At 39.0% G+C, this 26,762-nt stretch carries 25 protein-coding genes; 11 read left to right on the top strand and 14 right to left on the bottom strand.

Annotated features, from left to right (window positions below; all coding sequences use genetic code 11):
• Nucleotides 1–105 precede the first annotated feature (105 nt).
• The 4 genes from ABVM49_RS04990 to ABVM49_RS04975 all read right to left on the bottom strand — a co-directional run bounded on the left by ABVM49_RS04990 (nt 106) and on the right by ABVM49_RS04975 (nt 5,422).
• On the bottom strand, nt 106–2,436 hold the full coding sequence (locus ABVM49_RS04990; protein WP_405203281.1) for a penicillin-binding protein 1A: 2,331 nt from the start codon (nt 2,434–2,436) through the stop codon (nt 106–108).
• A 6-nt stretch (nt 2,437–2,442) separates the two neighbouring features.
• Nucleotides 2,443–2,919, bottom strand: coding sequence for a gliding motility lipoprotein GldH (locus ABVM49_RS04985; protein ID WP_405203280.1), 477 nt, complete (start codon nt 2,917–2,919; stop codon nt 2,443–2,445).
• Nucleotides 2,912–4,228 carry a stage 0 sporulation family protein gene (locus tag ABVM49_RS04980; RefSeq protein WP_405203279.1) on the bottom strand — a complete coding sequence of 439 codons (1,317 nt, stop codon included), beginning with the start codon at nt 4,226–4,228 and terminating at the stop codon, nt 2,912–2,914. The genes ABVM49_RS04985 and ABVM49_RS04980 overlap by 8 nt, the downstream gene beginning before the upstream one ends.
• A 162-nt stretch (nt 4,229–4,390) precedes the next feature.
• A complete protein-coding gene (locus tag ABVM49_RS04975) occupies nt 4,391–5,422 on the bottom strand; it encodes a rhodanese-related sulfurtransferase (RefSeq protein WP_038598034.1) in 1,032 nt (343 codons plus the stop codon).
• Nucleotides 5,423–6,011: 589 nt separating this feature from the next.
• Between ABVM49_RS04975 and recA the strand changes: the two genes are divergently transcribed.
• The 3 genes from recA to ABVM49_RS04960 all read left to right on the top strand — a co-directional run bounded on the left by recA (nt 6,012) and on the right by ABVM49_RS04960 (nt 9,235).
• A complete protein-coding gene (gene recA, locus ABVM49_RS04970) occupies nt 6,012–7,019 on the top strand; it encodes a recombinase RecA (protein ID WP_035326099.1) in 1,008 nt (335 codons plus the stop codon).
• Nucleotides 7,020–7,241: 222 nt separating this feature from the next.
• Nucleotides 7,242–7,787, top strand: coding sequence for an RNA polymerase sigma factor (locus ABVM49_RS04965; protein WP_375252220.1), 546 nt, complete (start codon nt 7,242–7,244; stop codon nt 7,785–7,787).
• Nucleotides 7,788–7,789: 2 nt separating this feature from the next.
• Nucleotides 7,790–9,235 (top strand): hypothetical protein, encoded by a 1,446-nt coding sequence (locus ABVM49_RS04960; RefSeq protein WP_405203278.1) that lies wholly within the window; start codon nt 7,790–7,792, stop codon nt 9,233–9,235.
• Between the two features lie 154 nt (nt 9,236–9,389).
• Here ABVM49_RS04960 and ABVM49_RS04955 read toward each other — a convergent pair whose 3' ends face one another.
• Nucleotides 9,390–10,124 (bottom strand): 1-acyl-sn-glycerol-3-phosphate acyltransferase, encoded by a 735-nt coding sequence (locus tag ABVM49_RS04955; protein WP_035326102.1) that lies wholly within the window; start codon nt 10,122–10,124, stop codon nt 9,390–9,392.
• A 71-nt stretch (nt 10,125–10,195) separates the two neighbouring features.
• Between ABVM49_RS04955 and trpS the strand changes: the two genes are divergently transcribed.
• The 3 genes from trpS to ABVM49_RS04940 all read left to right on the top strand — a co-directional run bounded on the left by trpS (nt 10,196) and on the right by ABVM49_RS04940 (nt 12,557).
• Nucleotides 10,196–11,167 carry a tryptophan--tRNA ligase gene (trpS, locus tag ABVM49_RS04950; RefSeq protein ID WP_298349587.1) on the top strand — a complete coding sequence of 324 codons (972 nt, stop codon included), beginning with the start codon at nt 10,196–10,198 and terminating at the stop codon, nt 11,165–11,167.
• A 169-nt stretch (nt 11,168–11,336) separates the two neighbouring features.
• Complete coding sequence (locus ABVM49_RS04945; protein ID WP_035326104.1) at nt 11,337–11,789, top strand: 6-carboxytetrahydropterin synthase; 453 nt, start codon at nt 11,337–11,339, stop codon at nt 11,787–11,789.
• A 6-nt stretch (nt 11,790–11,795) separates the two neighbouring features.
• Complete coding sequence (locus ABVM49_RS04940) at nt 11,796–12,557, top strand: UDP-2,3-diacylglucosamine diphosphatase (RefSeq protein ID WP_405203656.1); 762 nt, start codon at nt 11,796–11,798, stop codon at nt 12,555–12,557.
• 25 nt (nt 12,558–12,582) lie between these two features.
• On the opposite strand, the gene recJ is transcribed toward ABVM49_RS04940, so the two are convergent.
• From recJ to ABVM49_RS04925, 3 genes are read right to left on the bottom strand one after another with little or no spacing between them, the layout of a single operon-like run.
• A complete protein-coding gene (gene recJ / locus ABVM49_RS04935; RefSeq protein WP_405203277.1) occupies nt 12,583–14,274 on the bottom strand; it encodes a single-stranded-DNA-specific exonuclease RecJ in 1,692 nt (563 codons plus the stop codon).
• On the bottom strand, nt 14,274–15,827 hold the full coding sequence (locus ABVM49_RS04930; protein WP_405203276.1) for an SPOR domain-containing protein: 1,554 nt from the start codon (nt 15,825–15,827) through the stop codon (nt 14,274–14,276). The genes recJ and ABVM49_RS04930 overlap by 1 nt, the downstream gene beginning before the upstream one ends.
• 10 nt (nt 15,828–15,837) lie before the next feature.
• Complete coding sequence (locus tag ABVM49_RS04925; RefSeq protein ID WP_035326110.1) at nt 15,838–16,287, bottom strand: OsmC family protein; 450 nt, start codon at nt 16,285–16,287, stop codon at nt 15,838–15,840.
• A gap of 106 nt (nt 16,288–16,393) precedes the next feature.
• Between ABVM49_RS04925 and ABVM49_RS04920 the strand changes: the two genes are divergently transcribed.
• From ABVM49_RS04920 to ABVM49_RS04900, 5 genes are all read left to right on the top strand, one after another.
• The gene (locus ABVM49_RS04920) at nt 16,394–16,984 is read left to right on the top strand and encodes a carboxymuconolactone decarboxylase family protein (RefSeq protein WP_375251878.1); all 591 of its coding nucleotides are present in this window, start codon (nt 16,394–16,396) and stop codon (nt 16,982–16,984) included.
• Nucleotides 16,985–17,104: 120 nt separating this feature from the next.
• Nucleotides 17,105–20,512: an isoleucine--tRNA ligase gene (ileS, locus tag ABVM49_RS04915; protein ID WP_405203274.1), complete on the top strand. Its 3,408-nt coding sequence runs from the start codon at nt 17,105–17,107 to the stop codon at nt 20,510–20,512.
• Nucleotides 20,513–20,514: 2 nt separating this feature from the next.
• On the top strand, nt 20,515–20,898 hold the full coding sequence (locus ABVM49_RS04910; RefSeq protein ID WP_035326112.1) for a TraR/DksA C4-type zinc finger protein: 384 nt from the start codon (nt 20,515–20,517) through the stop codon (nt 20,896–20,898).
• Nucleotides 20,899–20,967: 69 nt separating this feature from the next.
• Nucleotides 20,968–21,594: a hypothetical protein gene (locus ABVM49_RS04905; protein WP_405203273.1), complete on the top strand. Its 627-nt coding sequence runs from the start codon at nt 20,968–20,970 to the stop codon at nt 21,592–21,594.
• Between the two features lie 34 nt (nt 21,595–21,628).
• Nucleotides 21,629–22,261 carry a lipoprotein signal peptidase gene (locus ABVM49_RS04900; RefSeq protein WP_405203272.1) on the top strand — a complete coding sequence of 211 codons (633 nt, stop codon included), beginning with the start codon at nt 21,629–21,631 and terminating at the stop codon, nt 22,259–22,261.
• On the opposite strand, the gene ABVM49_RS04895 is transcribed toward ABVM49_RS04900, so the two are convergent.
• Genes ABVM49_RS04895 through ABVM49_RS04870 form a run of 6 tightly spaced genes read right to left on the bottom strand, consistent with a single transcriptional unit; the run spans nt 22,248 to nt 26,739 of the window.
• Nucleotides 22,248–22,667: a response regulator gene (locus ABVM49_RS04895; protein WP_405203271.1), complete on the bottom strand. Its 420-nt coding sequence runs from the start codon at nt 22,665–22,667 to the stop codon at nt 22,248–22,250. The genes ABVM49_RS04900 and ABVM49_RS04895 overlap by 14 nt on opposite strands.
• Nucleotides 22,668–22,693: 26 nt before the next feature.
• Nucleotides 22,694–23,845, bottom strand: a complete 1,152-nt coding sequence (locus ABVM49_RS04890) for an ATP-binding protein (protein ID WP_405203270.1) — start codon at nt 23,843–23,845, stop codon at nt 22,694–22,696.
• Between the two features lie 45 nt (nt 23,846–23,890).
• Nucleotides 23,891–24,451, bottom strand: a complete 561-nt coding sequence (locus ABVM49_RS04885) for a 5-formyltetrahydrofolate cyclo-ligase (RefSeq protein WP_405203269.1) — start codon at nt 24,449–24,451, stop codon at nt 23,891–23,893.
• Nucleotides 24,423–25,433: a succinylglutamate desuccinylase/aspartoacylase family protein gene (locus ABVM49_RS04880; RefSeq protein ID WP_035326119.1), complete on the bottom strand. Its 1,011-nt coding sequence runs from the start codon at nt 25,431–25,433 to the stop codon at nt 24,423–24,425. The genes ABVM49_RS04885 and ABVM49_RS04880 overlap by 29 nt, the downstream gene beginning before the upstream one ends.
• Nucleotides 25,434–25,445: 12 nt before the next feature.
• Nucleotides 25,446–26,318, bottom strand: coding sequence for a 30S ribosomal protein S6--L-glutamate ligase (gene rimK, locus ABVM49_RS04875; RefSeq protein WP_038598070.1), 873 nt, complete (start codon nt 26,316–26,318; stop codon nt 25,446–25,448).
• Nucleotides 26,293–26,739: an ATP-dependent zinc protease gene (locus ABVM49_RS04870; protein WP_405203268.1), complete on the bottom strand. Its 447-nt coding sequence runs from the start codon at nt 26,737–26,739 to the stop codon at nt 26,293–26,295. The genes rimK and ABVM49_RS04870 overlap by 26 nt, the downstream gene beginning before the upstream one ends.
• Nucleotides 26,740–26,762 lie beyond the last annotated feature (23 nt).

Genomic DNA, 26,762 nt, shown 5'->3' with positions numbered 1-26,762 from the left:
TAATTGATTACGCTTTCGCGAAAGCGTACTTATTAAATTTGCATCTACAAAAAAAGAGCCCGATGATATATCGCGCTCTTTTATTCTATTATTAGTATGGAGTTGTTAAAAATCTAGCTCATCTGGAAGCTCATCATTTACGCTTTCACTTTTATAGTTTTCACAATCTATGGTAATCGAAAGATCTTTAGGTTTATCAAACTCACCTTTTGAGACTTTTAAATCTTCATTCTCATAAACCCCCTTCATATACATACCCCATATAGGTAAGGCCATTGTTGCTCCCTGACCGTAACTAATGCCTGGGAAGTGTACGGCACGATCATCTCCTCCTACCCATACTCCGGTAACGAGGTTTGGAACAATACCCATAAACCATCCATCACTTTGGTTTTGAGTTGTACCTGTTTTACCAGCAATTGCGTTTGTAAATCCATAAGGATACCCTGTTACCGCTTTTCTATACACAGCCTCTTTACCTCTCGTGGTGTGACGTAATCTTGATCCAGAACCAGATCGGGTTACTCCCTCCATCATCTGTAAAGTTACATAAGCAGACTCTGCACTTAGTACATCACGTGTTTCTGGCACGTGCTGGTAAAGAATAGTCCCGTTTTTATCTTGTATGGTACTTACTATTTGTGGTTTTACGTAGACTCCCTGATTTGCAAAAGCCCCGTATGCAGAGACCATTTCATAAAGACTTAAATCTGCAGTTCCTAAGGCAATAGATGGTACCGCAGGAATGTTACTAGTGTCTACCCCTAGCTTGCTTACTAGGTCTATTACTGGTTGTGGTCCTACTTTATCCATCAATCTAGCAGATACTGTATTTACAGATTGTGCAAGAGCATCTTTCATAGTAATCATTCCACCCATCTCGCCTCCAGAGTTTTCAGGAGACCAGCTTTTTGTGTTACCGTGAGCACCCGCTGTTATAGTATAAATTGTGTTAGGCAAGGTATCACAAGGAGAGATTTTGAGTTGGTCTACCGCAGTGGCATATAAAAATGGCTTAAAGGTAGATCCTACTTGTCTCTTTCCTAACTGTACGTGATCGTACTGAAAGTGTGTCATATTATTACCTCCCACCCAGGCACGTACTTCACCAGTTTGTGGGACCATAGACATCATACCGGTACGTAAAAACTTTTTGTAATAACGTATAGAGTCACGAGGAGTCATTACTGTATCAATCTCACCTCCCCAAGAGAAGATGGTCATATCTGTCTTTATATCAAAAGACTTTCTTATTACATCTTCAGACTTTCCTTGCGCTTTCATTTTACGCCATCTAGAAGAACTTTTTATAGCATTGTTAAAAATTCTGTCTACATCCTCTTCTTCTATATCTCTAAAAGGTGCCGTTTTATTTTTTTCGTTTTGTCTATCAAACTCTTTTTGCAATCTAGGCATATGCGCTGCAACAGCATCCTCTGCAATTTTTTGCATACGAGAGTCTATGGTAGTGGTAATGGTAAGACCATCTCTATATATATTGTAATAAGTAAGATTACCTTCTAGGTCCTCCCCTTTTGGGTTTTCTTTTATCCAAGAAGCCATAAACTTCTTTAAATTTTCTCTAAAGTAGGTAGCAATACCGTCTGCGTGACCTTCTGGTGTAAATTTTACTTCCATAGGTAGCGCTTGCAGGGAGTCCTTTTCGGCAGTGGTGATCATACCGTTTTTTTCCATCTGCTTGAATACCTGATTACGTCTTCCTAGAGATTTTTCTCTAGATATTTTACGATACGGATTATATTGACGAGGGTTTTTAAGCATCGCAACAATTACCGCACTCTCGTGTAGCTCTAGATCTTCTACATCCTTATTAAAATAAATACGTGCGGCAGAGCTTACTCCTATGGCATTAAACAAGAAGTCTTGTTTATTAAGATACATTGCAATGATTTCTTGCTTTGTATACTGTCTCTCAAGACGAGTTGCGATAACGTACTCCTTGATTTTTTGAGCATAACGCTTCCATCCTCTCGCTGCTTGACCTGTAAATAAAAGCTTTGCAAGTTGTTGTGTTACTGTACTTGCCCCACCCTTTTGACCTAAATAGGCAAAGGCTCTCGTAGTCCCTCTAAAGTCTATACCAGAGTGATCATAATAACGCTCATCTTCTGTAGCAACGAGAGCATCTACTAGATTTTGTGGTAATTGCTCGTACTTTACAGGAGTTCTATTTTCGTTATAATAAGTCCCTAACTGTTTTCCATCTACAGAGATGATTTTTGTGGCAAGATTGCTCTCAGGGTTTTCTAACTCTTCAAAGGTAGGAAGCTCTCCAAAGGCGTTCCAGCTAGCAAGTAAAAATACGAGTACTACCAGCGCTATACCGCCCACAAAAAGTCTCCAAAACCAAGAAATATATTTACTGTAATCCTCACTACTCTCGGCAGTTTTTCTAGGAGCTTTTTTTGTTGCCATAGTTATTTATTCTTGTTTTTCTATACGTAAGCCTACTTCGGTAAGTCCTTCAAGATTTGCATCTCCATCTATATTACCGTTTTTTCTTACTGCGTGTTTTATGGTAAAGGTGTAGGTTCCGCTTTCGCGAAAGCGCACTCCTTCTCTATATACTAATTTACTTTCTTTAATATCTCCAAAACCATCCCCCATCCAGGTGCCATCTGGGTTTGCCATCTCGTACTCTAGTGTATCTGTAATGGTTCTCCCGCGCGGAAACTGCATTTCTGTTATTAAAAATAGGTTGCTGTACGGGTATTCATTATTGTTGCGCACAGTGATAAATGTATCGTATATCTGCATACTATCTAGCTCTGTAACTTCTAGCACAACGGGCTCGTCTATCTTCCAAGAGTCACCTAGCGAAATATAACTATGGTACACTTGCTTTGAATCGCAAGACGCACAAAATATGATGAGTATACCTAGTAATACGTTACGCATTAGGTTTTGGTTTATGAGGACGCTTTTTATTTCTGTTATTTGGTTTTGTACCACCTTGTTTTTGTCCTTCTTTTTGAGGTTTATGAGTAGTTTTACCCTTCTGGCCGCCTTGCTTTGATTTTTTAGGACCTTTAGGTTGTGAGCGCTTTGCTTGTGGTTTATTATCACTATTGCTACGCTTTTTCTTGCGATTGTTGCGGCGCTTGTTTGTTGTTTTTGGCTTATCAAAACGGGTGAGACTGTCTTGCCCTACCACGTTGCCAAAATCTACAGTAGTCTCTACAATAAGCTCTGATGCAAATTCTTCTAGACTTGCAACAGGTTCTTTTTTTCTATTTGCAGTGATAATCTCATTTGCGTGCTCTGTAGTGAGCTCGTGCCAGTTCATCCACTCGCCTTCATAAGCATACCATAGTCTACCCTGAAAGATGTCTATCTTCTGGCATACTGCTGTACCCTTCTTAGTATAAAGTTTTGTTTCTGTTTTTGGAAAACTTTTTAAGGCATCCATATAAGCGTCAAGCTCATAATTGAGACAGCACTTTAATTTACCACATTGCCCTGCAAGTTTTTGAGGGTTAAGTGATAGTTGCTGGTATCTTGCTGCACTGGTTGTTACAGATCTAAAATCTGTTAACCACGTAGAGCAACATAACTCACGCCCACAAGATCCTATACCTCCCAGGCGAGCTGCCTCCTGGCGTAAACCTATCTGGCGCATCTCTATACGAGTACGGAACTCTTGTGCAAATTCTTTTATGAGCTGTCTAAAGTCTACACGATCTTCTGCTGTGTAGTAAAAAGTAGCTTTTGAAGCATCTCCTTGAAACTCTATGTCTGAGATTTTCATCTGCAGTTGTAGGCGTATTGCGATCTGTCTCGCACGTACCTTCATAGGTTCTTCCTTCTCACGAGCAGTAGTCCAGATATCTATATCACGCTGTGATGCTTTACGATAAATTTTAAGAGTATCTGGTGTATCTTGTTTTATTTTCTTGCGTTTCATCTGCACGCGCACAAGTTCTCCCGTAAGAGTTACCATCCCTATATCGTGACCAGACTCTGCCTGTGTCGCAACAATATCGCCTATACTAAGGGTGATTTTTTCATCATTTTTATAGTAGTTCTTACGTCCGTTTTTAAACCGTACTTCTACATAATTAAAAGCTTCTTGTCCCTCTGGTAGAGACATATTAGAAAGCCAGTCAAAAACCGTAAGTTTATTACATCCATCTGTCCCGCAGGTTCCGTTGTTTTTACAACCCTTAGGAGATCCGTCTGCACCTGTGCCACAATTGCCACACGCCATATTATTTTATATTTAGAAGGTTTATCACTCTATATCAATCACTGTGACTGCAACAGTAGTGTAAACACGTTATTTTTTTGTTCAAAACTGAACTATGGATAAAGATAGGTAATCTCAAGCGCCTTTGCCAAACAGAAAATTGTAAGTTCTACTTCTACAGTCTTACTTCTTAAAAGCTAGCTTCTCAGATCTTCCTTTTTTAAATATCTTATTACTATTTCCTTTACCAGAACGTAATTTCTTTTGCTCTTCGTATGGGAGTGCGTTTATCTCTGCACACTCTGTAGAGCAGCAATTTTGGTTTGCTTTTGCACACTCTTCACATTGTATAAATAGAAGGTGGCAAGCCTCATTTGCACAGTTTACGTGCTCATCACAAGGCTTTCCACACTGGTGACAATTAGAAATAACATCGTCAGAAATGCGCTCCCCACGACGATGGTCAAAAACAAAGTTTTTACCCTTAAACTTATTATCAAGCTTCTCTGCCTCTACCTGGCGAGCATATTCTATAATACCTCCCTCAAGCTGAAACACGTTTTTAAACCCTTTATGTTTAAAATAAGCACTAGCCTTCTCACATCGTATCCCACCGGTACAATACATTACTAGTTTTTTATCTTCTTTGTGATTTTTAAGATCTTCTTCTATAATATCAAGACTATCTCTAAAGGTATCTACATCTGGAGTGACTGCATTTTTAAAGTGACCTATCTCACTCTCATAGTGATTGCGCATATCGACAAGCACCGTATTATCATCTTCTATGAGCTCATTAAAGGTAGATGCATTTACGTGCACACCTTTATTAGTCACATCAAAAGTCTCGTCCTCTAGTCCATCTGCCACAATCTTGTGACGCACCTTTACCTTGAGCTTTAAAAAAGATTTATTATCCTGCTCTCTAGCTATATTAAGGCGTACATTTTCTAAGAAGTTTATACCGTCTAGGTGTTCCTTAAATTCAGTAAATCGCTTTGCCGGCACAGACATCTGGGCATTAATCCCTTCGTGAGCGACGTATATTCTACCTAAAGCCTCCATCGCATCCCAAGCAATGAAAAGGTGATTTCTAAAAAGTTCTGGATTACCAATTTTATGGTACTTGTAAAAGGAGAGTGTAAGACGTTCTTCTCCAGCTTGTTCTATAAGCTGAGCTCTCTCTTTTGCGCTTAGTTTATTGTACAGGTGCATACTATACTTTGTTTAAGTTAAAAGAAAAATAATTGCGGCAAAGGTACATTTTCTAATGTCAAGGCACAAAAAATGCCTTTACATCGATATAAAGGCATTTTTTGTGAATCGTGGCTAATTCAGATTTTTACTTATTTCTTTTGTCATAAGCACTCTTTATATATCACTATGTCGCTTTGGGCCTTCCTTTTCATATGTGCGTGCATCATTTTAAAACGAACCTATGTTAAGGGAATTATTGTTTTAAACGGGTTAATAATTCAACTTTCAATACTACTTCATAGTAAAGACGTAAGAATTCCAAATGGTTGCGTGTATAAAGAAAAAATTACATTACACACTAGCTGCTAGACATTTACTTCTCTTTTTTAATTAAAAACCTATTTATTCTACACGAGATTGGATTAATTCCTTTTTAAATTAGTAAAGATTCCAAATTTTAGTATCTTCGCCATACAGACTTCATATATACTTCATTTATATAAGTATATTAATTAAGAGATAATGTTGAGAACTATTACGCTTTCGCGAAAGCGTACCTTGCCAAAACCTCTTTTAAAAGTTATTTTTACAAGACAAAAAAGAAGATATGAGCAGCGAAAAAGATGCAAAACTAAAAGCCCTAAAACTCACCCTTGATAAACTAGATAAAACTTATGGTAAGGGTGCCGTAATGAAAATGGGTGACCAAGCCATAGTAGATGTTGAGTCTATACCTACAGGATCTTTGGGTCTTGATGTAGCGCTGGGCGTAGGAGGATATCCTCGCGGTCGTGTTATTGAGATTTATGGTCCAGAATCTTCTGGTAAAACAACATTAACACTACACGCCATTGCAGAGGCGCAAAAGGCTGGAGGTATTGCAGCATTTATTGATGCAGAGCACGCCTTTGATCGTTTTTATGCAGAAAAACTAGATGTAGATATAGATAACCTTATTATCTCACAACCAGATAATGGAGAGCAAGCTCTAGAGATTGCAGATAATTTGATACGCTCTGGCGCTATTGATATCGTAGTAATTGACTCTGTAGCGGCACTTACTCCAAAAAGCGAGATAGAAGGTGAGATGGGAGACTCAAAAATGGGGCTTCACGCGAGATTAATGTCACAGGCACTACGTAAACTTACGGGATCTATAAGCAAGACTAATTGTACGGTTATCTTTATTAACCAGCTTCGTGAGAAGATAGGAGTTATGTTTGGAAACCCAGAGACTACTACGGGTGGTAACGCGCTTAAATTTTATGCGTCTGTACGTTTAGATATACGTCGTTCTACACAAATAAAAGACAGCAATGCAAACGTAATGGGTAACAAAACCCGCGTTAAGATTGTAAAAAATAAAGTCGCTCCACCTTTCCGTATGGCAGAATTTGATATTATGTATGGAGAAGGAGTTTCTAAAGTAGGAGAGATTATAGATATAGGTGTGAACTATGAGATTATAAAAAAAGCTGGTTCTTGGTTTAGCTATCAAGACACTAAGCTTGGGCAAGGTAGAGATGCTGTAAAAGCACTACTACTAGACAACCCAGATCTTATGGAAGAGCTAGAGACAAAAATACACGCTGCTATAAAAGCTAGCAACGAATAATTTGCCCACTCATATTTTATATAAAAACCTCCTGCTCAGGAGGTTTTTTTTATTACCACGCAACCTTTGCACCTTTTTTGCATCTATAAATTGCAAACTAGAATATAAAACCCCTGTTATACGAATAGACGTGATTTTACGGTATCACAAAGTGGAAGAAAGAACCCTTTAAAAAGATATCTGTTCTTATATTTATGAGAACATAAACAAAACCAACAACAGTTGAGTCAAGACCAACTCATAAAAAACTGTAAAAAGAAGCAACCTAAGGCACAGGCCGATTTATACAAGCGCTATGCGAGTGTACTCTTTTCTGTTTGTCTCAAATATGCTCCTAATTACACCGAAGCAGAAGATATTCTGCAGGATGCGTTTATAACTATTTTTGATAAAATCACTCAGTATAAAAATAAAGGTTCTTTTGAGGGCTGGTTAAAAAGGGTTGTGATAAACACAGCGTTACAGCGGTATCGCAAACCAGGAGTTTATAGTCTTGTAAATGAAGAAAATATTAAAGAGGTAGAAGTTGAGGTAGAAGAAGATGCTATCCCACTAGATTACTTACTTAGTATTATACAAGAGTTACCAGATCGTTATAGAATGGTTTTTAACCTTTATGTAATGGACGGTTATTCACATAGAGAAATATCAGAATTGCTTACTATTTCTCAAGGCACCTCAAAGTCAAACCTTGCGCGTGCTAGAATGATATTAAAAGAAAAAATTGAGACGAGTCTGCATAGCTTGCAGAGTAAATCTCACCTATAGTAATGAAGGAGAAGAAGAACATAGACAGACTTTTTCAAGAAAAGTTCAAAAACTTTGAAGCACACCCTAGCGAGCGTGTATGGGCAGATATTGTCAAAAATCAAAAGAAAGACAACCGCAGAGTTATACCTCTATGGTGGAAAGTGGGTGGTATTGCCGCAGGACTCGTATTACTTTTTGGACTTGGCACATTATTACTCCCTTCAGATTCTACTGAGGCGACTCCTCTTGTAAATCAAGATACAATCACCACACAATCTGAAACAAATCAATCTGTAGTAAAAAATTCAATAGATACTAGAGAACAACAAACATCAGATCAAACAACGATTACTAGCAACGAGCAGGTTATCGCTGCGACCAACTCATCTCAAAGAAATTCTCAATCAAAGAGCAACATAACTACTACTAGTACCGCTAGTGGATTAAAGAGTGGTAAGACATCTAGAAGTAATTCTAAAATTAATACATCGCCCCTTAGTAATGAATCAAATGGACTTATTGCATACAGCGATGTAAATAATACGACTACATCTTCTACAGAAAAGAAGGCAACTACCACAAATCAAGTAACAAAAGATCAAAAAACAACAATAGGAAAAGAAGATAAGCCTACTGCAGTTGCAGCAAATGAAACGGTTGCCACAAAAGAGAAAGATCTCGTAGAAGAAGCAAAACAAATTGAACTTAACAAAGAAGAAAACACAGTTGCGCTAGAAGAAGAAAACACAAATAACTCAAGATGGGATGTAGGCGCTGTAGCAGCGCCTGTATATTATGGAGATTTTGGAGGGTCTGGGCTTGATAAGCAATTTGCAGATAATGATAAATCTGGTGATGTAAATCTGAGTTATGGAGTACAAGTAAGTTATGCCATCAGTCCTAAATTAAAAATACGTACTGGTGTAAACAATGTAGATCTTAGTTATAACACAAATGATATTTCATTTTCTACTAATAGCTTGGGGCGTGCACTTAGAGGAGTAAATTATGCAGATAATGCAAAAACTATTGCCATTGCAGACAATAGTACGACTCAAAATAATTTTAATGCAGAGGGCGCTATTCCAAACATTGGAGTCACTGCAAATGGGTCATTACAACAGCAACTAAGTTACCTCGAAGTACCTCTTGAAGCAGTTTATGTGATCTCAGATAAACGCGTGGGGGTATCACTAGTGGGAGGTGTAAGTACATTATTTCTTAATAATAACGAGGTAATTCTTTCATCAAACGAGTTTAGTACCAACCTAGGTACAGCAAGCGGAGTAAATGACGTAAGCTTTACTACAAACATAGGGGTAGGATTAGATTATAAAATGACAGATAAGGTCATATTTAATATAGAACCGTCACTTAAGTATCAACTCAACAGTTTTGATAATACAGTGGTAGACTTTCAGCCGTATTACTTAGGGGTATACACGGGTGTACGTTATAAGTTCTAGTAAGATGCTATGCCAAGTGTAGTTTACTTGGTATTAGGTTAGTTTTTTAGTTGGTTAGGTAATCATTGCGCTTGCAGTGGTAACAAAAAAGGCTCCGCTGGTTACGGAGCCTTTTATTTTTTATGGTGGTTATTACGCTTTCGCGAAAGCGTACTTAATCCCCTTTCAATTCTTCTAGAATAATGGCTCTAGTTTGTTCTCTAAGCGGCTTTTTATCGTCTTGAGTCATTCCTTCTGTAGGTATAAATGAATGTACTTTTGCACGCATCACACCAGGCTCACCTTCAAAAAATGAATAAGGAAATCTCTTTTTATTGTCATAAAACGTCATAGGAACAATAGGCAGCTTATGATCTATAGCAAGTCTAAAAGCACCGTCCTTAAAAGTATCTAGCACGATAGAAGTATCATCTGGCACGCCACCTTCTGGAAAAATACAGATACTAAACCCCTGACTGAGCCTGCGCTGTGCTTGATCAAAAACCTGCTTGCGGCTACGCGCATTACCTCTATCTACAAGAATACACGTACGTTTATAGAAAAACCCAAAAAGCGGGAGCTTTGCAAGCTCTGCTTTCCCCACAAATACAAAAGGACTTTTTGCAAGGTGCAACATAAGCAAGATATCCATCATAGAGGTGTGGTTACTCACCAGCATATATCCTTTGCCACGTACAAACTTTTCTTCACGAGTCACTTTTGGAAATAATCCCATAAGCAGCATAATTGTGCGTGCCCATATTTGAGCAAGTCTAAAAAACATACCATACCAAGTCTCCTTAAGGATACTTATAATAAGTAATGGAGATAATATGAGAATGACCACGAGCATCAAAAAGTAAAACCATACTTTCCAAAGTGCGACCGCTATTTTTCTTAATATGTGCATTCTTCCAAAAATAGGTAATTCACCCTATGCAATGAACAGAAAAAGTTAACTTTGCTTTTTACTTAAATTTTATGTCAAGAATACTTACCGGAGTGCAAAGTACAGGCACACCACACTTAGGAAATTTACTAGGAGCTATTATACCAGCGATTGAGATGGCAAATAACCCTGCAAATGAGTCTTTTCTCTTTATTGCAGATATGCACTCGCTCACGCAAATAAAAGATGGAGCACAGCTACGTCACAACACCTACAGTACAGCAGCTACGTGGCTGGCCTTTGGTCTTGACATTAATAAAACGGTTTTTTACAGACAGAGTGACGTACCACAAACGGCAGAGCTTACTTGGTATTTGAGCTGTTTCTTCCCGTACCAGCGACTTACACTTGCTCACAGTTTTAAGGATAAAGCAGACCGTCTAGAAGATGTAAACGCAGGTTTATTTACCTACCCTATGCTTATGGCGGCAGATATCTTGCTGTATGATGCAGAGGTTGTACCCGTGGGTAAAGATCAAGCGCAGCATATTGAGATGACGCGCGACGTGGCAAGCCGTTTTCACGCAGCTACAAAAACAGAAGTTTTTGTACTGCCAGAAGCAAGTCACAATGAGGAGACAATGTATATACCAGGCACAGACGGCGCAAAGATGTCTAAGTCTAAAGGAAATATTATAGATATCTTTTTGCCAGACAAGAAGCTACGTAAGCAAATTATGGGGATAAAAACAGACAGCACTCCTATGGAGGAACCTATGGAAACTGAGGGCTGTAATGTGTTTAACCTTTATAAATTACTAGCAACTCCAGAACAAGTAGACCGCTTACGCGAAAATTATAAACGTACAGATTTTGGCTACGGTCACGCAAAGCAAGCTGTATATGAAGTAATCATAGAGAAGTATGCTGCACAACGCGAGAAGTATGCGTACTATATGGATAACCTCAACGAGATAGATGCTGCATTAAAAGTAGGAGCAGAAAAAGCGACCAAGGTTGCAAATGGAGTTATTGATCGTGTGCGTAAAGTGGTTGGTTATTAATAAACTAAAATAGAAATAGTATGGACATTATGAGCTTTTTAAGCGGTAACGGTTTGTTCCTCATCTTGGGACTTGTATTGATTATCGTAGTTTTGTACAACAAATTTAGAAACAGACGTTAAGTCGTATAGGTTTCAATTTTCGCGAAAGCGAAAACCAATAATACAGTATGTCAAAAATTAGAATTACAAAACAGTTTACCTTTGAGACAGGACACGCGCTTTATGGCTATGACGGCAAGTGCAAGAATGTACACGGGCACAGTTACAAACTTAGCGTTACCGTAATAGGAGAGCCTATTACAGATATGGGCAACGCAAAGCTGGGAATGGTTATCGACTTTGGTGATTTAAAGAAAATTGTAAACAGAGAGATTGTAAACGTTTTTGATCACGCTACCGTTTTTAATAAAAACACACCGCACGTAGAGCTTGCAAAAGAACTATCTGATCGTGGTCACGATGTACTACTTGTAGATTACCAGCCTACGAGTGAAATGATGGTGATAGACTTTGCTGCAAAGATTCAATCATTTTTACCAGATACAATAAAATTACACTCACTACGCCTTTCTGAAACAGCAACAAGCTACGCAGAGTGGCACGCGGCAGATCAACTCTAAATGACTATTAACCTCCCAAAAGGAAAGAAAATATACTTCTCAAGTGATAACCACTTGGGCGCTCCCACTATGGAGGAAAGTAGACCGCGAGAGCGCATATTCTTGCAGTGGCTAGAGATGGCTCGTAAGGATGCACAGGCTATTTTCTTAATGGGTGATCTTTTTGACTTTTGGTTTGAGTATAAAACGGTAGTGCCTAAAGGTTTTGTGCGCACACTAGGCAAACTTGCCGAAATGCGTGATGAGGGCATTGAGATTTATTTTTTTGTAGGGAATCACGATCTATGGATGAACGGCTATTTTGAAGAAGAGCTGGGCATTCCCGTATATCACGACCCTAAGGTGTTTACCATAGATGATAAGAAGTTCTTTTTAGGTCACGGAGACGGCTTAGGTCCTGGAGATAAGGGCTATAAGCGTATGAAGAAAGTCTTCCGTGGTAAGTTTTTTCAGTGGTTATTTCGCTGGGGACATCCAGATATTGGGATGAAAATTGCTCAGTATATGTCTGTAAAAAACAAGCTGATCTCTGGTGATGATGATCACGTGTTTCTCGGAGAAGAAAACGAGTGGCTTGCAGCTTATGCAAAGCGCAAACTTGAGACTGCTCACTATGATTATTTTGTTTTTGGGCACCGTCACTTACCTATGACCATACAGGTGGGAGAAAACAGCACCTATTACAACATAGGTGACTGGATTGCACACTACACTTATGGAGTGTATGATGAGAATGGCTTTAAACTCGAGGAGTTTCTCAAGAAATAAATTATCATAAGGAAAGGCCTAGATATTACTTAATATCTTTTAGTCTAAGCTGGAGGCTTACATTACCATTCCACTCATTTTCATCTATGGCGTAGGCTGCCATAAATGGCTTTTTATTTGTAATTAAATCATACTTATCGCCTAGATTAAAACCTATACACCCTATCTGTGAACCTCTGCTGTTTTGAACAACAGCCGCTTTAAGATGTGTTTGATCTGCCCCTACTTTTTTACCATAACCAGTATCTGTCAAGTTTTTAGTCATAAACGTAGGTGACATATTACGTGGCCCAAACGGTGCAAACTGCTTTATAATACGGTGAAACTTAGGCGTAATATCTGCGAGGTTTATCTCACTATCTATAGAAATCTCTGGCACTAGCAAGCGCTCATCACAACTAGCGGCAACCACCTCCTCAAACTTTGCTTTAAAAGCCTCATATTGCTCTGGTAACAAAGTGAGTCCTGCGGCATATTTATGTCCACCAAACTGCTCTATATGCTCTGCACACTCGTGTAGGGCGTTATATACATCAAAACCTTTTACAGATCTCGCAGAGGCTGCATACTTATCACCACTTCTTGTAAAAACAAGGGTAGGCCTGTAATATGTTTCAATAAGTCTAGAAGCCACAATCCCTATCACCCCTTTATGCCAGTCTTCTTGAAAAACAACGGTGGTTTTATTTCCCTCCTCTTTATTCTCTATAATTTGATCTAAGGCTTGCTGAGTAATACTCTTATCTGCTTCCTTTCGGTCGGAGTTATATTGCTCTATCTCAGATGCAAACTTGGTTGCTGTCTCTAGATCTGTCTCTCGTAATAAGCTCACCGCGTGATTACCGTGCACCATCCTTCCCGCGGCATTTATACGTGGGCCTATGATAAAAACAACATCTGTGATGGTAAGGGTTTCCTTTTTGACTTGCTTGATTATGGCTTCAAATCCGGCTCGAGGTACTTGGTTTATCACATTAAGCCCGTGATAGGCAAGTATTCTGTTTTCTCCTGTGATAGGTACTATATCTGCGCCTATTGCGGTAGCAACAAGATCTAGGTAAGGAAGAAGTTCTTCAAAATTTTGCTTTCGCAAAAGCGCTATTGCACTTATAAGTTTAAAACCTACACCACAACCACATAACTCATCATAAGGATACGAGCAATCTTCTCTTTTTGGGTCTAAAATAGCAACAGCATCTGGCAGCTGATTACCGGGTCTGTGGTGATCACAAATAATAAAGTCAATTCCTTTTTCTTTTGCATAAGCGACTTTCTCAATCGCTTTTACACCACAATCTAAAGCGATAATGAGTGTCATATCATTATCTGCCGCAAAGTCTATACCCATATAAGAAACACCATAACCCTCTGCATAGCGATCTGGAATATAAGTTGCCACCTGCGGGTGAATGGTATCGAGATAAGAACTCATTAAGGCAACACTCGTGGTACCATCTACATCATAATCACCAAATACTAGGATGTTTTCGCCTTGAGCTATTGCCTGCTCGATACGTGCTACAGCTTTATCCATATCTTTCATCAAGAATGGATCGTGCAAAGCATCTAGTGAGGGTCTAAAAAAGTTTTTTGCTTTCTCAAACGTGTCAATATCTCGCTGAATAAGGAGTGTTGCAATAGGAGCTTCTACTCCCAGCTCTTGTGCTAGTTTTGCTACTTTTTGTGCCTCTGGTTTTGGTTTTAAAGTCCAGCGCATTAATTAAGATTCGTTTTAAGCATCCACGTTTTTTCTAAACCTGGTATTTGTTTAATCGTTTTAAGTTTATCGTACAGAGATACCGCATCCTTACCCGCCTCTGTAAATACATAAAAGAGCTTATTATCTGGGCGGTAAAACATTTGTGGCTGTAGATCTTTTTCTTGTAACGTTTCCATCCACCGCTCTGCATTTGCAGCGTTAGAAAATGCGTTTGTAATAATGTAATACCCCGGTGCTATACCTTCTATAGTAATTGACGGCTTTTCTAATAAAGCGGCTAGGTCTTTATTTACCACCGCTGGTGCTTGATATTTTTTGTCTTCTTTTACGGTAACATCTGGCACTGCAATTGCTACTTTTTGATTTACAATAACTTTTTTAGGCTTAGGTACAACCGGTTCTTTTACAGGAGCAACGGTAGCAGTCTCTGAGGTAGGCGATCCTACACGCTTCTCATTATAATAGCGCTCACTTATGGTGGTTTGGAAAGCGGTAAAAAATAAAAAGAAACGATCTGAGCGTGTTTTAAATTTCATTTTTACACCACCCGTGCTATTTGCAATAATCTTATTTTGAGCTGTAGGGATTTTAATTTTTGCAAGGTCAAAGCCTAACGTATTAAGACTACTAGGCACTCTTTTTGTAAACCGCTTGTCGTTTATAGTAATCGTACTGTTAAAGAAGTTGCTAGAAGCTCTCACCTCATTATCTAGTGTGACAAATATTTTAGTTTGAGGGTCAAAAATACTTATCTCATCACGACCTAAGTTACCATCACCCTCGAGTGCTCCTATAGTTACAGCAGTCTCTAGCTCACCATTTTCTGAGGATTGAAAATTTCCAAAATCAATTTCTACGGCTTTTTTATTTACAAACTCAAGTCCATTAAACGTGGTGATATATTGTAGTGGCTCACTATCGTCTTCATACACCACGTATAGTAACCATCCAGCAGAGCTTCCTCCTATTATTTCACCTTGAGTGGCACTTACATTTGCGACTGTAATCTCCCCATCTACAAAAGCCTGCATTTGTTCTGTTACATCTGCCACACACGCATACGGTGCTCTAGATTTTACAGAAACATTAGTTGCATTTTCTCCATCATACACTAGTGAACCACGCACGCGTTGATAAGCTCCGTTAGGTAATTTTAGTAACACTTCTTGTATGTCGTGAGCACGCTCATCAAGCATTTTATGATAGACCCTACCATCTTTCATACGTTTGCCACTGCGCTCGCCATTATAGGTGCCAGACCAGTGCAAACCAGCATAAACAATCTTAACATCTTTCTTGAGATTAAGATATGCGCTACTAGAGCTCCAGGTACTGGCATCATTATCTATGTCTACATACTTCATCTTAAACTCATCGTTCACCTTTTCTAAGTCATTAAAAGGCTTTTCGGTGTTTTTACTCAAGATATTATTGCCTATTACAGCTGTGTTACCACGCACATAAAATTCTTTATCACGTGTAAAAGCTTGTGAATCTTGGGCGATTGCAATGGTAGGTAGCGCGCAGAGTAAGAGTAGCAGTTTTCTCATTACTTGCTGGTTATGAGTTGCTAGTTTCTAAGGCTGCTTCTGGGTGGTAGTGAACTGCTATTTCTAGCTTACAGAATTTTCTAAACATTTCCATTACTCCGCAGTATTGCTCTTCAGAGAGTGTTACTGCTTTTTGGATTTTTTCTTCATTCAAGTCATCACCATAAAAGTGATAATCTAGCCATACGGTGTGATATGTTTTAGGGTGCTCCTCTGTAAGTTCTCCTTTTACGACCATTTTAAATTTAGGTACATCTACCCTCATCTTGTTGAGTACAAATACCACATCAAGACCAGTACATCCCGCAAGACCAGAAAGCATCATTGCCTTAGGACCCATCCCGTCGTTATTACCTCCATTTTCTGGAGAAGTATCTATGAGTACTTTATAACCTGTAGGGCTATCTGTCTCAAATTGCATTCCTTGTTTATAGATTGTAGTTACTGTATGTCCAGCCATTTTATGTTTGATTTTCTTAAAAAATGAAGGTACAAAATTGGTAGATAAAATGCCTATATTGCTTTCGCGAAAGCGTAAATAAGAACATTAATTTAAAATATATACGATGCCATTAGTAACACCACTCTCTGCCGAGCACGACGAAACAACCAAAGAACTTGCACTATTTTTTAATGAGACACTAGGCTTTTGTCCCAACTCGGTACTTACAATGCAGCGTCGTCCAGATATCTCACGTGCATTTATAAATCTCAACAAAGCCGTGATGGCAAACCAAGGCCGAGTAACTTCTGCCTTAAAACGTATGATTGCTTGGGTGTCTAGTAATGCAACTGGATGTCGTTACTGCCAGGCGCACGCTATACGTGCTGCAGAGCGTTATGGAGCAGAGCAAGAGCAACTAGATAACATCTGGGAGTATCGCACACACGATGCCTTTTCTGATGCTGAGCGTGCTGCGCTAGATTTCTCTCTAGCAGCAAGCCAAGTACCGAATGCCGTAGATGCAAAAATCAAGGAAGAATTATACAAATACTGGGATGAAGGTGAGATTGTAGAAATGCTGGGAGTGATTTCACTCTTTGGATACCTTAACCGCTGGAACGACTCGATGGGAACTACCCTAGAGGAAGATGCCATAGAGTCTGGAAATCAATACCTCGGGAAACACGGTTTTGAAGTAGGGAAACACGTGTAAATCACCTTATCATATATAAATTTATTATACTCGAAGTGCCTCAAGATGTTATCATCTCGAGGCACTTCTTTATTGCCTAAAAATCCCGTAAATTCGCGCACAACATTTAAAGACTACAAAATGAGCGCTAAGTTCACTGAATATAAAGGATTAGACCTTCCTAACATCGCTAGCGAGGTACTTGCCTACTGGAAAGAAAATGACGTTTTTGAGAAGTCGGTTACTTCTCGAGAAGGAGCAAAACCGTATGTGTTTTTTGAAGGACCACCTTCGGCAAACGGACTACCGGGTGTACACCACGTACTAGCGCGTGCGATTAAAGATATTTTTCCTCGTTATAAAACGATGAAAGGCTTTCAGGTAAAGCGTAAAGCGGGATGGGATACACACGGACTTCCTGTAGAACTTGGTGTTGAAAAAGAACTTGGTATTACCAAAGAGGATATCGGCACAAAAATCACTGTAGAGGAGTATAACGAGGCTTGTAAAAAAGCCGTGATGCGCTACACAGATATCTGGAACGACCTTACAGAAAAAATGGGCTACTGGGTAGATATGGAAGATCCATACATCACCTACAAGGCTAAGTATATGGAAACCGTATGGTGGCTACTTAAGCAAATCTATAACAAAGATTTACTATACAAAGGGTACACCATCCAGCCGTATTCTCCTAAGGCGGGAACGGGATTAAGCTCTCACGAACTTAACCAGCCTGGCTGTTACCGCGATGTCACAGATACTACGGTGGTTGCACAATTTAAAATCACAGATCAAGGTGAAAACCCACTTGCAAAAGAACTTGCAGACGGGAACACCTACTTTATCGCCTGGACGACGACTCCTTGGACACTACCTTCAAACACGGCACTTACCGTTGGGAAAAAGATAGATTATGTACTCGTTGAGACATTTAACCAGTACACATTTGAGCCAGTAAAGGTTATCCTTGCAAAGAATTTAATCTCTAAGCAGTTTGACAAGAAATTTATTTCCGCTTCCGCGAAAGAAGTACTGGACACATACAATGCTGGAGATAAAAAAATACCATACTTCGTAGCTAGAGAATTTAAAGGAGCAGACCTTCTTGAACTTCGCTACGAGCAACTATTTGACTTTGTACAGCCTAATGATAATCCTCAAGATGCTTTCCGTGTAATAGCAGGAGACTTTGTAACGACAGAGGATGGTACGGGTATCGTACACACGGCACCTACTTTTGGTGCAGATGATGCTTTGGTTGCAAAACTAGCTTCACCAGAAATTCCACCGCTTCTTATTAAAAATGAAGATGGTAACCTTGTGCCACTTGTGGATCTTCAGGGGAAATTTCGCCCTGAGCTCAAAGAGTTTGGAAATAAGTATATCAAGAATGAATATTATGCAGATGGTGAGGCTCCAGAACGTTCTATGGACGTGGAACTTGCGATACGCTTAAAAGAAGAAAACAAAGCCTTTAAGGTAGAGAAGTACGTACACAGTTACCCACATTGCTGGCGTACAGATAAGCCGGTACTTTACTACCCGCTCGATTCTTGGTTTATAAAAGTGACCGATTTTAAAGATCGTATGCACGAGCTTAACCTTGGCGTAAACTGGAAACCTAAGTCTACAGGAGAAGGACGCTTTGGAAACTGGCTTGCAAATGCAAACGACTGGAACTTATCACGTAGCCGTTTCTGGGGAATACCGCTTCCTATATGGCGTACCGAAGATGGAAAAGAAGAAATACTCATAGGCTCTATAGCCGAACTTAAAGCCGAAATCCAAAAAGCACTTGACAAAGGTGTGATGGACACAGATCCTTTTGAAGGGTTTAAAGTGGGCGATATGAGTGAGGAGAATTATGAGCTTGTAGATCTCCATAAAAACATTGTAGATAAAATCACCCTAGTATCAGACAGCGGGCAGCCTATGACGCGTGAAGCAGACCTTATAGATGTATGGTTTGACTCTGGATCTATGCCGTATGCACAATGGCACTACCCTTTTGAAAATAAAGAACTCGTAGAAGACACTTGGCGTAAAGCAGATTTTATAGCCGAAGGTGTAGACCAAACTCGTGGATGGTTTTATACACTACACGCGATTGCAACGATGATCTTTGACGATGTTGCCTATAAAAATGTAGTTTCTAACGGACTTGTACTTGACAAGAATGGGCAGAAGATGTCTAAGCGTCTTGGTAATGCAACAGATCCTTTTGAGACCTTAGAAAAATACGGGCCAGATGCAACGCGCTGGTATATGATTTCTAACGCAAACCCTTGGGATAACCTCAAGTTTGATTTGGAAGGAATAGAAGAGGTAAAACGTAAGTTCTTTGGAACGCTTTACAACACGTATAACTTCTTTGCGCTGTATGCAAATCTTGATAATTTCGCTTTCGCGGAAGCGGAAATAGAACTTGCTCAACGTCCAGAAATAGACAGATGGATACTATCAGAACTTCACAGTCTTATAGCAACAGTAGATAAGTTTTATGCGGAATATGAGCCTACCAAAGCAACAAGGGCGATAGACACTTTTGTACAAGAAAACTTATCTAACTGGTTTGTACGATTAAGTAGAAGACGTTTCTGGAAAGGTGAATATGCTACCGATAAAATCTCTGCATACCAAACATTATATACCTGTCTTGAGACGGTAGCAAAGCTTAGTGCTCCCGTAGCACCATTCTTTATGGAAAAACTCTATAAAGACCTCAACGCTGCTACTGGAAAAGAAAATTTTGAGAGTATACACCTCGCAGAATTCCCTGTGAGCGATGCCGCTTATATAGACACTGCGCTTGAGCACAAAATGCAAAAGGCACAGATAGTAAGCTCACTAACACTCTCATTAAGAGCAAAAGAGAAGATCAAAGTACGCCAACCTTTACAGCGTATTATGATCCCTGTGCTTAATGAAAATGACAAAAATGAGATCCTAGCCGTAGCAGATTTGATTAAATCTGAGGTAAACGTCAAGGAAATTGAGCTCATTTCTGATGATTCTGGGATCTTAGTAAAGCAAATTAAGCCTAATTTTAAGGTATTAGGACCTCGTTTTGGAAAAGACATGAAGCTGGTTGCCAGCAAGATAAATTCTTTACAAGCTGAGGATATCGCAAAAATTGAGCAAGATGGAGAATTAACCGTTGAAATTAATGGGGAAAATACTATTTTGCAGGCAGGTGACGTTGAGATAACATCACAAGATATTGAAGGCTGGCTAGTTGCGAGCAACGCTGGAGTAACTGTTGCACTAGATGTAACGATAAGCGATGACCTTAAAAAAGAAGGCGTGGCACGAGAATTGGTTAACCGTATTCAGAACCTGCGTAAGGATTCTGGATTTGAAGTGACAGATCGCATACACATACAGTTACAAGATGAGCCGGCAATTGCTCAAACGGTAGCTGCAAATGCAGACTATATTAAAGCAGAAACACTAGCAGATACTCTAGAAATTGTACCTACAGTAAGTGAAGGGCTAGAGATTGCTTTTGACGATATAAAAACATTTTTAACCATTTCAAAACACTAGTTATGGCAAACGACACACAAGAAAGATTTGGCGATGCACAGCTCGCTGAGTTTAGAGAATTAATAGAAAAGAAGATCGAAAAAGCACAACACGATCTCGAGCTTATCAAAAGTGCTTACCTCAACGATGGTAACAACGGTACAGATGACACGTCACCGCAGTTTAAATCTTTTGACGAAGGTAGCGCCACGATGAGTAAAGAGGCAAACAGTGCACTTGCTATACGTCAAGAGAAATTTATACGTGATCTTAAAAATGCGATTACTCGTATTAATAACAAGACATACGGTATATGCCGTGTGACTGGGAAGCTTATCAACCCAGAACGTTTAAAGTTAGTTCCTCACGCTACATTAAGCATTGAGGCAAAGAATATGCAGTCATAATAGTTGTTATACTTCTATAATTAAAAAAGCGTTCTTATGAGCGCTTTTTTTATAAATCCCTTTTAGTATTTGAGTTTACGTTTGTCCATATTATTTATGCTAGTCACGATGAGTTTATATGCTCAAAAACGACTTTCACAAACTTATGATGCAACAGCTATAAAGGAGTTGTATATACATAGTAATGAGATTTTTAAAATTAAGATTACTACAGGAGAGGTAAGAGAGATTACAGTAGCGACCATTATAGATGGGGAGACCTTTGCAAGTACGATGCTTAATACTTCCACGAACGATGGCGTACTTAAAATCACTACAGGAAAGACTCCAGATTACATCCCTTATAATGATAAACTAGCTGCCCATAAGGTAATGGCTATTGAGCTTGAGATTATTATTCCCAGAGGTTTAGATGTTTCTATTTACTCAACTTTGGCTAGTGTAGATACCTATGGAAAGCTTGGCCAAGTACGCATAGATCTAGGTCGCGGGCATTTTAAGGGGGAAGAATTCCGCTTTCGCGAAAGCGGAAAAATAAACACCATATCTGGGAGTATTTATATCTCCAGTAATCTGGTGAATGTGACCGCACAATCTAGAAATGGAAAGATTGATATCCCCCCTACTCAAGCAGAAGGCCCACTACTCGCAATCAAAAGTATACACGGTGATGTGACGGTAGTAAAATCGTTGTGAATACCCTATTTTTGTCACGTTTCAAAACTATATTATGTCTTTAAAAAAAGTTGCTCTTATTGTGTTCTTGATACTTCTAGTAGATCAAGTACTTAAGGTATATATTAAAACTAATTTTTACCTACGTGAGAGTATACAGGTTTTTGGTCTAGACTGGTTTCAGATTTTCTTTGTAGAAAATCAAGGAGCTGCCTGGGGCGTAGAGCTACCAGGTAAATATGGTAAAATCACGCTCTCACTCTTTAGACTTATTATAGCTCCAGTGATAGGCTATTACTTATATAAGTCTGTAAAAAACAATGCGCCAAAATTACTGGTTATCGCACTGTCACTCGTCTTTGCTGGTGCTATAGGTAATATTATAGATTCTCTTATTTACGGATCTATTTTTAGCGCGAGCACGCCTAGCCAGATTGCGACCTTTATGCCAGAAGGTGGTGGGTATGCAGACCCTCTCTTTGGAAAAGTGGTAGATATGCTCTACTTCCCTTTTATACAAGATGCTATGTGGCCAGAATGGGTTCCTTTTTTAGGAGGTAAAACCTTTACATTTTTTAATGCCATATTTAATATTGCAGATATGGCGATAAGTACGGGCGTAGGTATCCTACTTGTATTTAACAAGCGCGTGTTTCCTCAAGAGGAAAAAGTAACTACGGCACAGTAGGTGCTTCTGAAAATATTTCTACTAGCTCTTTAGGGCCTATAGGTTTTACAATAAAGTCTTTTACGAGGTTAAAGTGCTTAGAGCGTTCTATATCTACAGGGTTTATAGAGCTACTCACAATATACAGTGTACAGTTGTTAAGTGCTGGAAAGTCGTGCTTGCTCAATTCTTCAAGAAATCCCCATCCATCCATTATAGGCATATTGAGGTCTAGTAAAATTATTTGCGGGACAGGCTGTCCTTGAGGATCTTTAAAGCTGCTTACGAAGTGATTTAACGCCTCTTCACCGTTTTTAAATACAAGTATTTCTTCTGCGAGTTTACGTATGTCTATGAGCTTGGTAAGTAGGCTCACGTACATATCATCGTCATCTATGAGACAAGCTAGTTTTATGGGGTAATTCATATATGATTGGGGGAATTAACTTAAATCTACTGTAATGTAACAATAAATTTTGAACCTTTATCTACTTTGCTTTCTACAGTAATGTCTCCGCCCATTGCTTGGACTTCATTATGTGTTAGAAAAAGTCCTAAGCCTAAAGCATTTTTATTACCGTGAAAGGTTTTATATAGTTTAAAAAGATCTTTACCGTGCTTCTCTAGATCTATACCTAAACCATTATCTCGTACCATAAGGTATTTCTTGCCATTTTCTTCATAGGTAAAGACAGTTATTTCTGGGTCACGGTCTGGATGTTTGTATCGCAACGCATTAGTTATCAAGTTTTGTAATATACTTTCTAGATAAGCTTCTATGTACATCACCTCTTCTACTTCAGAAAATTCTGTATACATAACCGCCCTACTCGCTCTAATATCTTGGCTAAGGCCAGCGACTACACGGTCATAAACGTCTTTTATAACGACAGGTTCTAATTTCGTATTTGAGATATTATGAACACTTACAATCTTATTAAGATGCTGAAGTGTAACGTCTAGGCTATTGCCTATTTTTTCAAAGTTATTTACTAGCTCTATTTGATCTTCTGTAAGAGTAGATCTATCCATTAAGGCGGATGACATTTGTAAATTGCTCACCTGTGACCTTAAGTTATGAGATATAATATGTGCAAAGTCATAGAGCCTAGAGTTATGAGCTTCTATGAGCTTAAGAGATTGCTCCAGTTGTTGCTCTCTTTTCTTTTGTTCATCTATTTTTCTAAAAACTCCTCGTATCCCTATAATCTCTCCAGATTCATCTCTAAGCGGTTTTCCTTTTGCAATAGCCCAGAAAATCTCTCCATTATAAGTTTGCATTTTTATTTCTGTAGAGAATGGTTTCCCTTCTGCACAACCAAAAAAGAACTCTGTTGCTCGATCTAGATGCTCTTCTGCATAAAATGTATAGCCGGACTTTAATGTGGGTACGTAATCTTTGGGGACATCCAGTATGACACGTGCCTGATGGTCAAAATGACTGGTTTTATTTTTAAAATCTACACTCCAGCCACCAGCCTCTGTTAATGCAGAAATTTCTTGATAGTAAAATTTATCAATAGAAAACTGATCAGACTTTTCCATAGGTGATGAGCGGGTATGAGAATTTTTCCTTCTCTTCATTGTAAAGGCAGTTATATTCATAAATATGATTTGGGATTATGAATATACCAAATAAATCAAAATAGCCTAAAAATGATACACCTTTTTCGGTGTAATACAGCTATTTAGCGCAATGTCTTGGCTGTTTTTTACAATTATCTCTTCTTCTGGCTCAAAAAAACTAAGCCCTACTTTTACCACATCACTCTTACATTGAGATAAAAAGCGATCATAAAACCCCTTGCCGTAGCCCACTCTGTTACCTTCTTGATCATAAGCTAGTAGAGGTATAAAAACAACATCTATATTTTTTACAGGTATTTCAATACCGCCAGCTGGTTCTGGAATACCATACTTATTTACAACAATTTTTGTGCTGTCTGTAAGTAAATAATGCTTCATCGTATTGTCGTTAAAATCTGATGACGAGAGTACAATATTCTTGTCTTTACCTCCTAAAATCGAAAGAAGAAACTCCGTGTTAATTTCGCGTAAGCGTTCTATAGGCAAGAAGATGTGATAAAACTCGTGCTCCCATATATCAAGACTCAATACTTGATTTGCAATTTCAAGACTTAGTTCATCTAGCTTTTCTAGAGTTAAGGCATTACGAAGGTTTTTATACTTCTTCCTCAGCTCCTGCTTCATCTTGGTCTTCATTATGTTCTCTAGAGATATTAAAAATTGCATCACCTTGATACACAAGTGATGCCTCATTTACATTAATTACATACCCCTCATTTTTTGCCTTCACCACGTGTCTAAATTTTCCATAAGGATCTGTAATGGTTGCGATATGTTGTCCTACAGTGAGGCGCTCACCACAAGAAACTTTAGTATGTAGTAACCCTGAATATTGTGCGCGCATCCAGCGAGTGCTCTCTACGAGTACTGAGGGTTTTGGTGCTTCTGGTACTGTAAATTTATCATCAAGCATATCTAAATGATTAAGTACTCGCATTGTACCAAAAACACCTAGTCGAGCAATTTCTTTATCGCTTACTTTAGATTTACCTCCCTCAAAGAGAATGGTAGATTTATTCATTCTAGAACAAGTGGCTCTATATGATTTTGAAATTACTTTGGAGTGTAATGTAAATGGCGCATTAAAGATAGTTGCATACTTCATAGAGTCTACATCTAGCGGGTCTATACGAACTTGTGCAACGTTAAAACGAGAGGCACCTCCGGTATGAAAGTCTAGACATAAATCTGCTACGGGTAAAATTTTCTTTACAAACTGGTAGGCAAATCTACTGGCCAGTGACCCTCTAGGATTACCAGGAAACACCCTATTAAGGTCTCTCCCATCTGGAAAGGCACGTTTCATATCTAAAAAACCAAAAATATTGACCACTGGCACACAGATAATGGTTCCTATTTTAGGTTTGTTTATCTTCTTTGCTATAAGCTGCCTTACAATCTCTACACCATTTATCTCGTCACCGTGTATGCCGGATGTAATTAATATGACAGGGCCAGGCTGTACGGCCCTTTCTATAATGATAGGCACCTCAACAGAGGAGGCCGTATATAATTTTGCAATATTAAAATTTACTGTTGCGCTCTTACCTGGTAAGATTTGCTCCCCTAGTATGGTGAGCACATTATGTTCATCTATGTGTGCCAAATGTTTTGATAATTATATGCTACGCTCTATATAACGTATGATAGTCTTTGCTATATCTTTTCCAGTTGCTTTCTCTATACCTTCAAGACCAGGTGATGAGTTTACCTCAAGTATAAGCGGCCCGCGCTCACTTTGTAGCATATCTACACCTGCTACGCCTAGTCCCATTGCTTTTGCCGCCTTGATGGCTGCATTTTCTTCTTCGTCAGATAGGGTTATAATCTCTGCAGTACCACCGCGATGAAGGTTTGATCTAAACTCTCCTTCTTTTCCTTGTCGCTTCATAGCGCCTACTATCTGCCCGTCTACTACAAAGGCTCTTAAATCTGCTCCCTTTGCTTCTTTGATATACTCTTGCACTATCACGCGCGCTTCTAGTCCATTAAAAGCTTCTATCACAGACTCTGCTGCATTTTTTGTCTCTGCTAGAACAACACCTAGCCCCTGTGTACCCTCAAGTAGTTTTATAATGAGAGGTGCTCCACCTACGTGAGCAATCATCTCTCCTACGTCACGAGAGTAGTTTGTAAAAACAGTTTTAGGTAAGCCTAGCTTAGATCTAGATAAGATCTGAAGGCTACGCAGCTTGTCCCTACTGCGCACAAGCGCCTGTGAGGTAGTGGTGGTAAATGTATTCATCATCTCAAACTGTCTCACAACGGCAGTGCCATAAAAGGTGATTGACGCCCCTATCCGTGGTATGACAGCATCTGCAGTCTCAAGGGTTCTATTTTTATAGAATACCGTAGGGTTTTTCTTCTCTATAATAAGATCACACTTAAGAGGGTCTATGACCTCTACACTGTGACCTCTTTTGAGCCCAGCTTCTTGCAGCCTAGCCGTACTATATAAATTAGGGTTACGAGATAAAATTTTTAGATTCATTCTTTTTGAGGTTATAAGACACATCTGTAAGCGAGGTGTCTACTATGAATTTATTGGTAAGGAACTTACGACCTAGAAGTACAGGAAATCGCATATCTTCCCTAGAGGTTAGGGTGAGTGATATTTTATATGTTTTTCCATATACGGTAATCTTGCTCTGCACCTCATAACGATACTGTATCTCTCCATTACTACTGCGCACCGCAGCAATGTCATAATCGCTAAAAGTCATCACTTGGCCATTGTATAAAGGGTGCTTTTTACCAAAAAATGTACAAATAAGGTTATCCTTCTCTTCCACAATGTTATGACAGTGTATGGATGAGGTATAAGCTCCCGTATCAACCTTTACATCGATATCTTGAAGTCCCAATTCTGGAAAGTCTACTTTGTCTGTGCGACCTATTATACGTTTTGGCATATGATAGCAAGGTATAAAATATG

The organism is Dokdonia sp. LLG6352-1 (assembly GCF_045055815.1).
GTDB classification, from domain to species: Bacteria; Bacteroidota; Bacteroidia; order Flavobacteriales; family Flavobacteriaceae; genus Dokdonia; species Dokdonia donghaensis.
Note: the sequence above shows the minus strand (reverse complement) of the source record. Positions and strands in the feature narration are given on the sequence as shown.

Bases quoted from the DNA above. Each gene is read 5' to 3' on its own strand.
- ABVM49_RS04990 (WP_405203281.1), bottom strand. From the start codon at position 2,436: ATGGCAACAAAAAAAGCTCCTAGAAAAACTGCCGAGAGTAGTGAGGAT.
- ABVM49_RS04930 (WP_405203276.1), bottom strand. From the start codon at position 15,827: ATGAGAAAACTGCTACTCTTACTCTGCGCGCTACCTACCATTGCAATC.
- ABVM49_RS04920 (WP_375251878.1), top strand. From the start codon at position 16,394: ATGCCATTAGTAACACCACTCTCTGCCGAGCACGACGAAACAACCAAA.
- ABVM49_RS04980 (WP_405203279.1), bottom strand. From the start codon at position 4,228: ATGGCGTGTGGCAATTGTGGCACAGGTGCAGACGGATCTCCTAAGGGT.
- ABVM49_RS04945 (WP_035326104.1), top strand. From the start codon at position 11,337: ATGTCAAAAATTAGAATTACAAAACAGTTTACCTTTGAGACAGGACAC.
- recA (WP_035326099.1), top strand. From the start codon at position 6,012: ATGAGCAGCGAAAAAGATGCAAAACTAAAAGCCCTAAAACTCACCCTT.
- ABVM49_RS04985 (WP_405203280.1), bottom strand. From the start codon at position 2,919: ATGCGTAACGTATTACTAGGTATACTCATCATATTTTGTGCGTCTTGC.
- ABVM49_RS04975 (WP_038598034.1), bottom strand. From the start codon at position 5,422: ATGCACCTGTACAATAAACTAAGCGCAAAAGAGAGAGCTCAGCTTATA.
- ABVM49_RS04925 (WP_035326110.1), bottom strand. From the start codon at position 16,287: ATGGCTGGACATACAGTAACTACAATCTATAAACAAGGAATGCAATTT.
- ABVM49_RS04910 (WP_035326112.1), top strand. From the start codon at position 20,515: ATGGCAAACGACACACAAGAAAGATTTGGCGATGCACAGCTCGCTGAG.
- ABVM49_RS04890 (WP_405203270.1), bottom strand. From the start codon at position 23,845: ATGAATATAACTGCCTTTACAATGAAGAGAAGGAAAAATTCTCATACC.
- ABVM49_RS04895 (WP_405203271.1), bottom strand. From the start codon at position 22,667: ATGAATTACCCCATAAAACTAGCTTGTCTCATAGATGACGATGATATG.
- rimK (WP_038598070.1), bottom strand. From the start codon at position 26,318: ATGAATCTAAAAATTTTATCTCGTAACCCTAATTTATATAGTACGGCT.
- ABVM49_RS04870 (WP_405203268.1), bottom strand. From the start codon at position 26,739: ATGCCAAAACGTATAATAGGTCGCACAGACAAAGTAGACTTTCCAGAA.
- recJ (WP_405203277.1), bottom strand. From the start codon at position 14,274: ATGCGCTGGACTTTAAAACCAAAACCAGAGGCACAAAAAGTAGCAAAA.
- ABVM49_RS04900 (WP_405203272.1), top strand. From the start codon at position 21,629: ATGTCTTTAAAAAAAGTTGCTCTTATTGTGTTCTTGATACTTCTAGTA.
- ileS (WP_405203274.1), top strand. From the start codon at position 17,105: ATGAGCGCTAAGTTCACTGAATATAAAGGATTAGACCTTCCTAACATC.
- ABVM49_RS04960 (WP_405203278.1), top strand. From the start codon at position 7,790: ATGAAGGAGAAGAAGAACATAGACAGACTTTTTCAAGAAAAGTTCAAA.
- ABVM49_RS04955 (WP_035326102.1), bottom strand. From the start codon at position 10,124: ATGCACATATTAAGAAAAATAGCGGTCGCACTTTGGAAAGTATGGTTT.
- trpS (WP_298349587.1), top strand. From the start codon at position 10,196: ATGTCAAGAATACTTACCGGAGTGCAAAGTACAGGCACACCACACTTA.
- ABVM49_RS04885 (WP_405203269.1), bottom strand. From the start codon at position 24,451: ATGAAGCAGGAGCTGAGGAAGAAGTATAAAAACCTTCGTAATGCCTTA.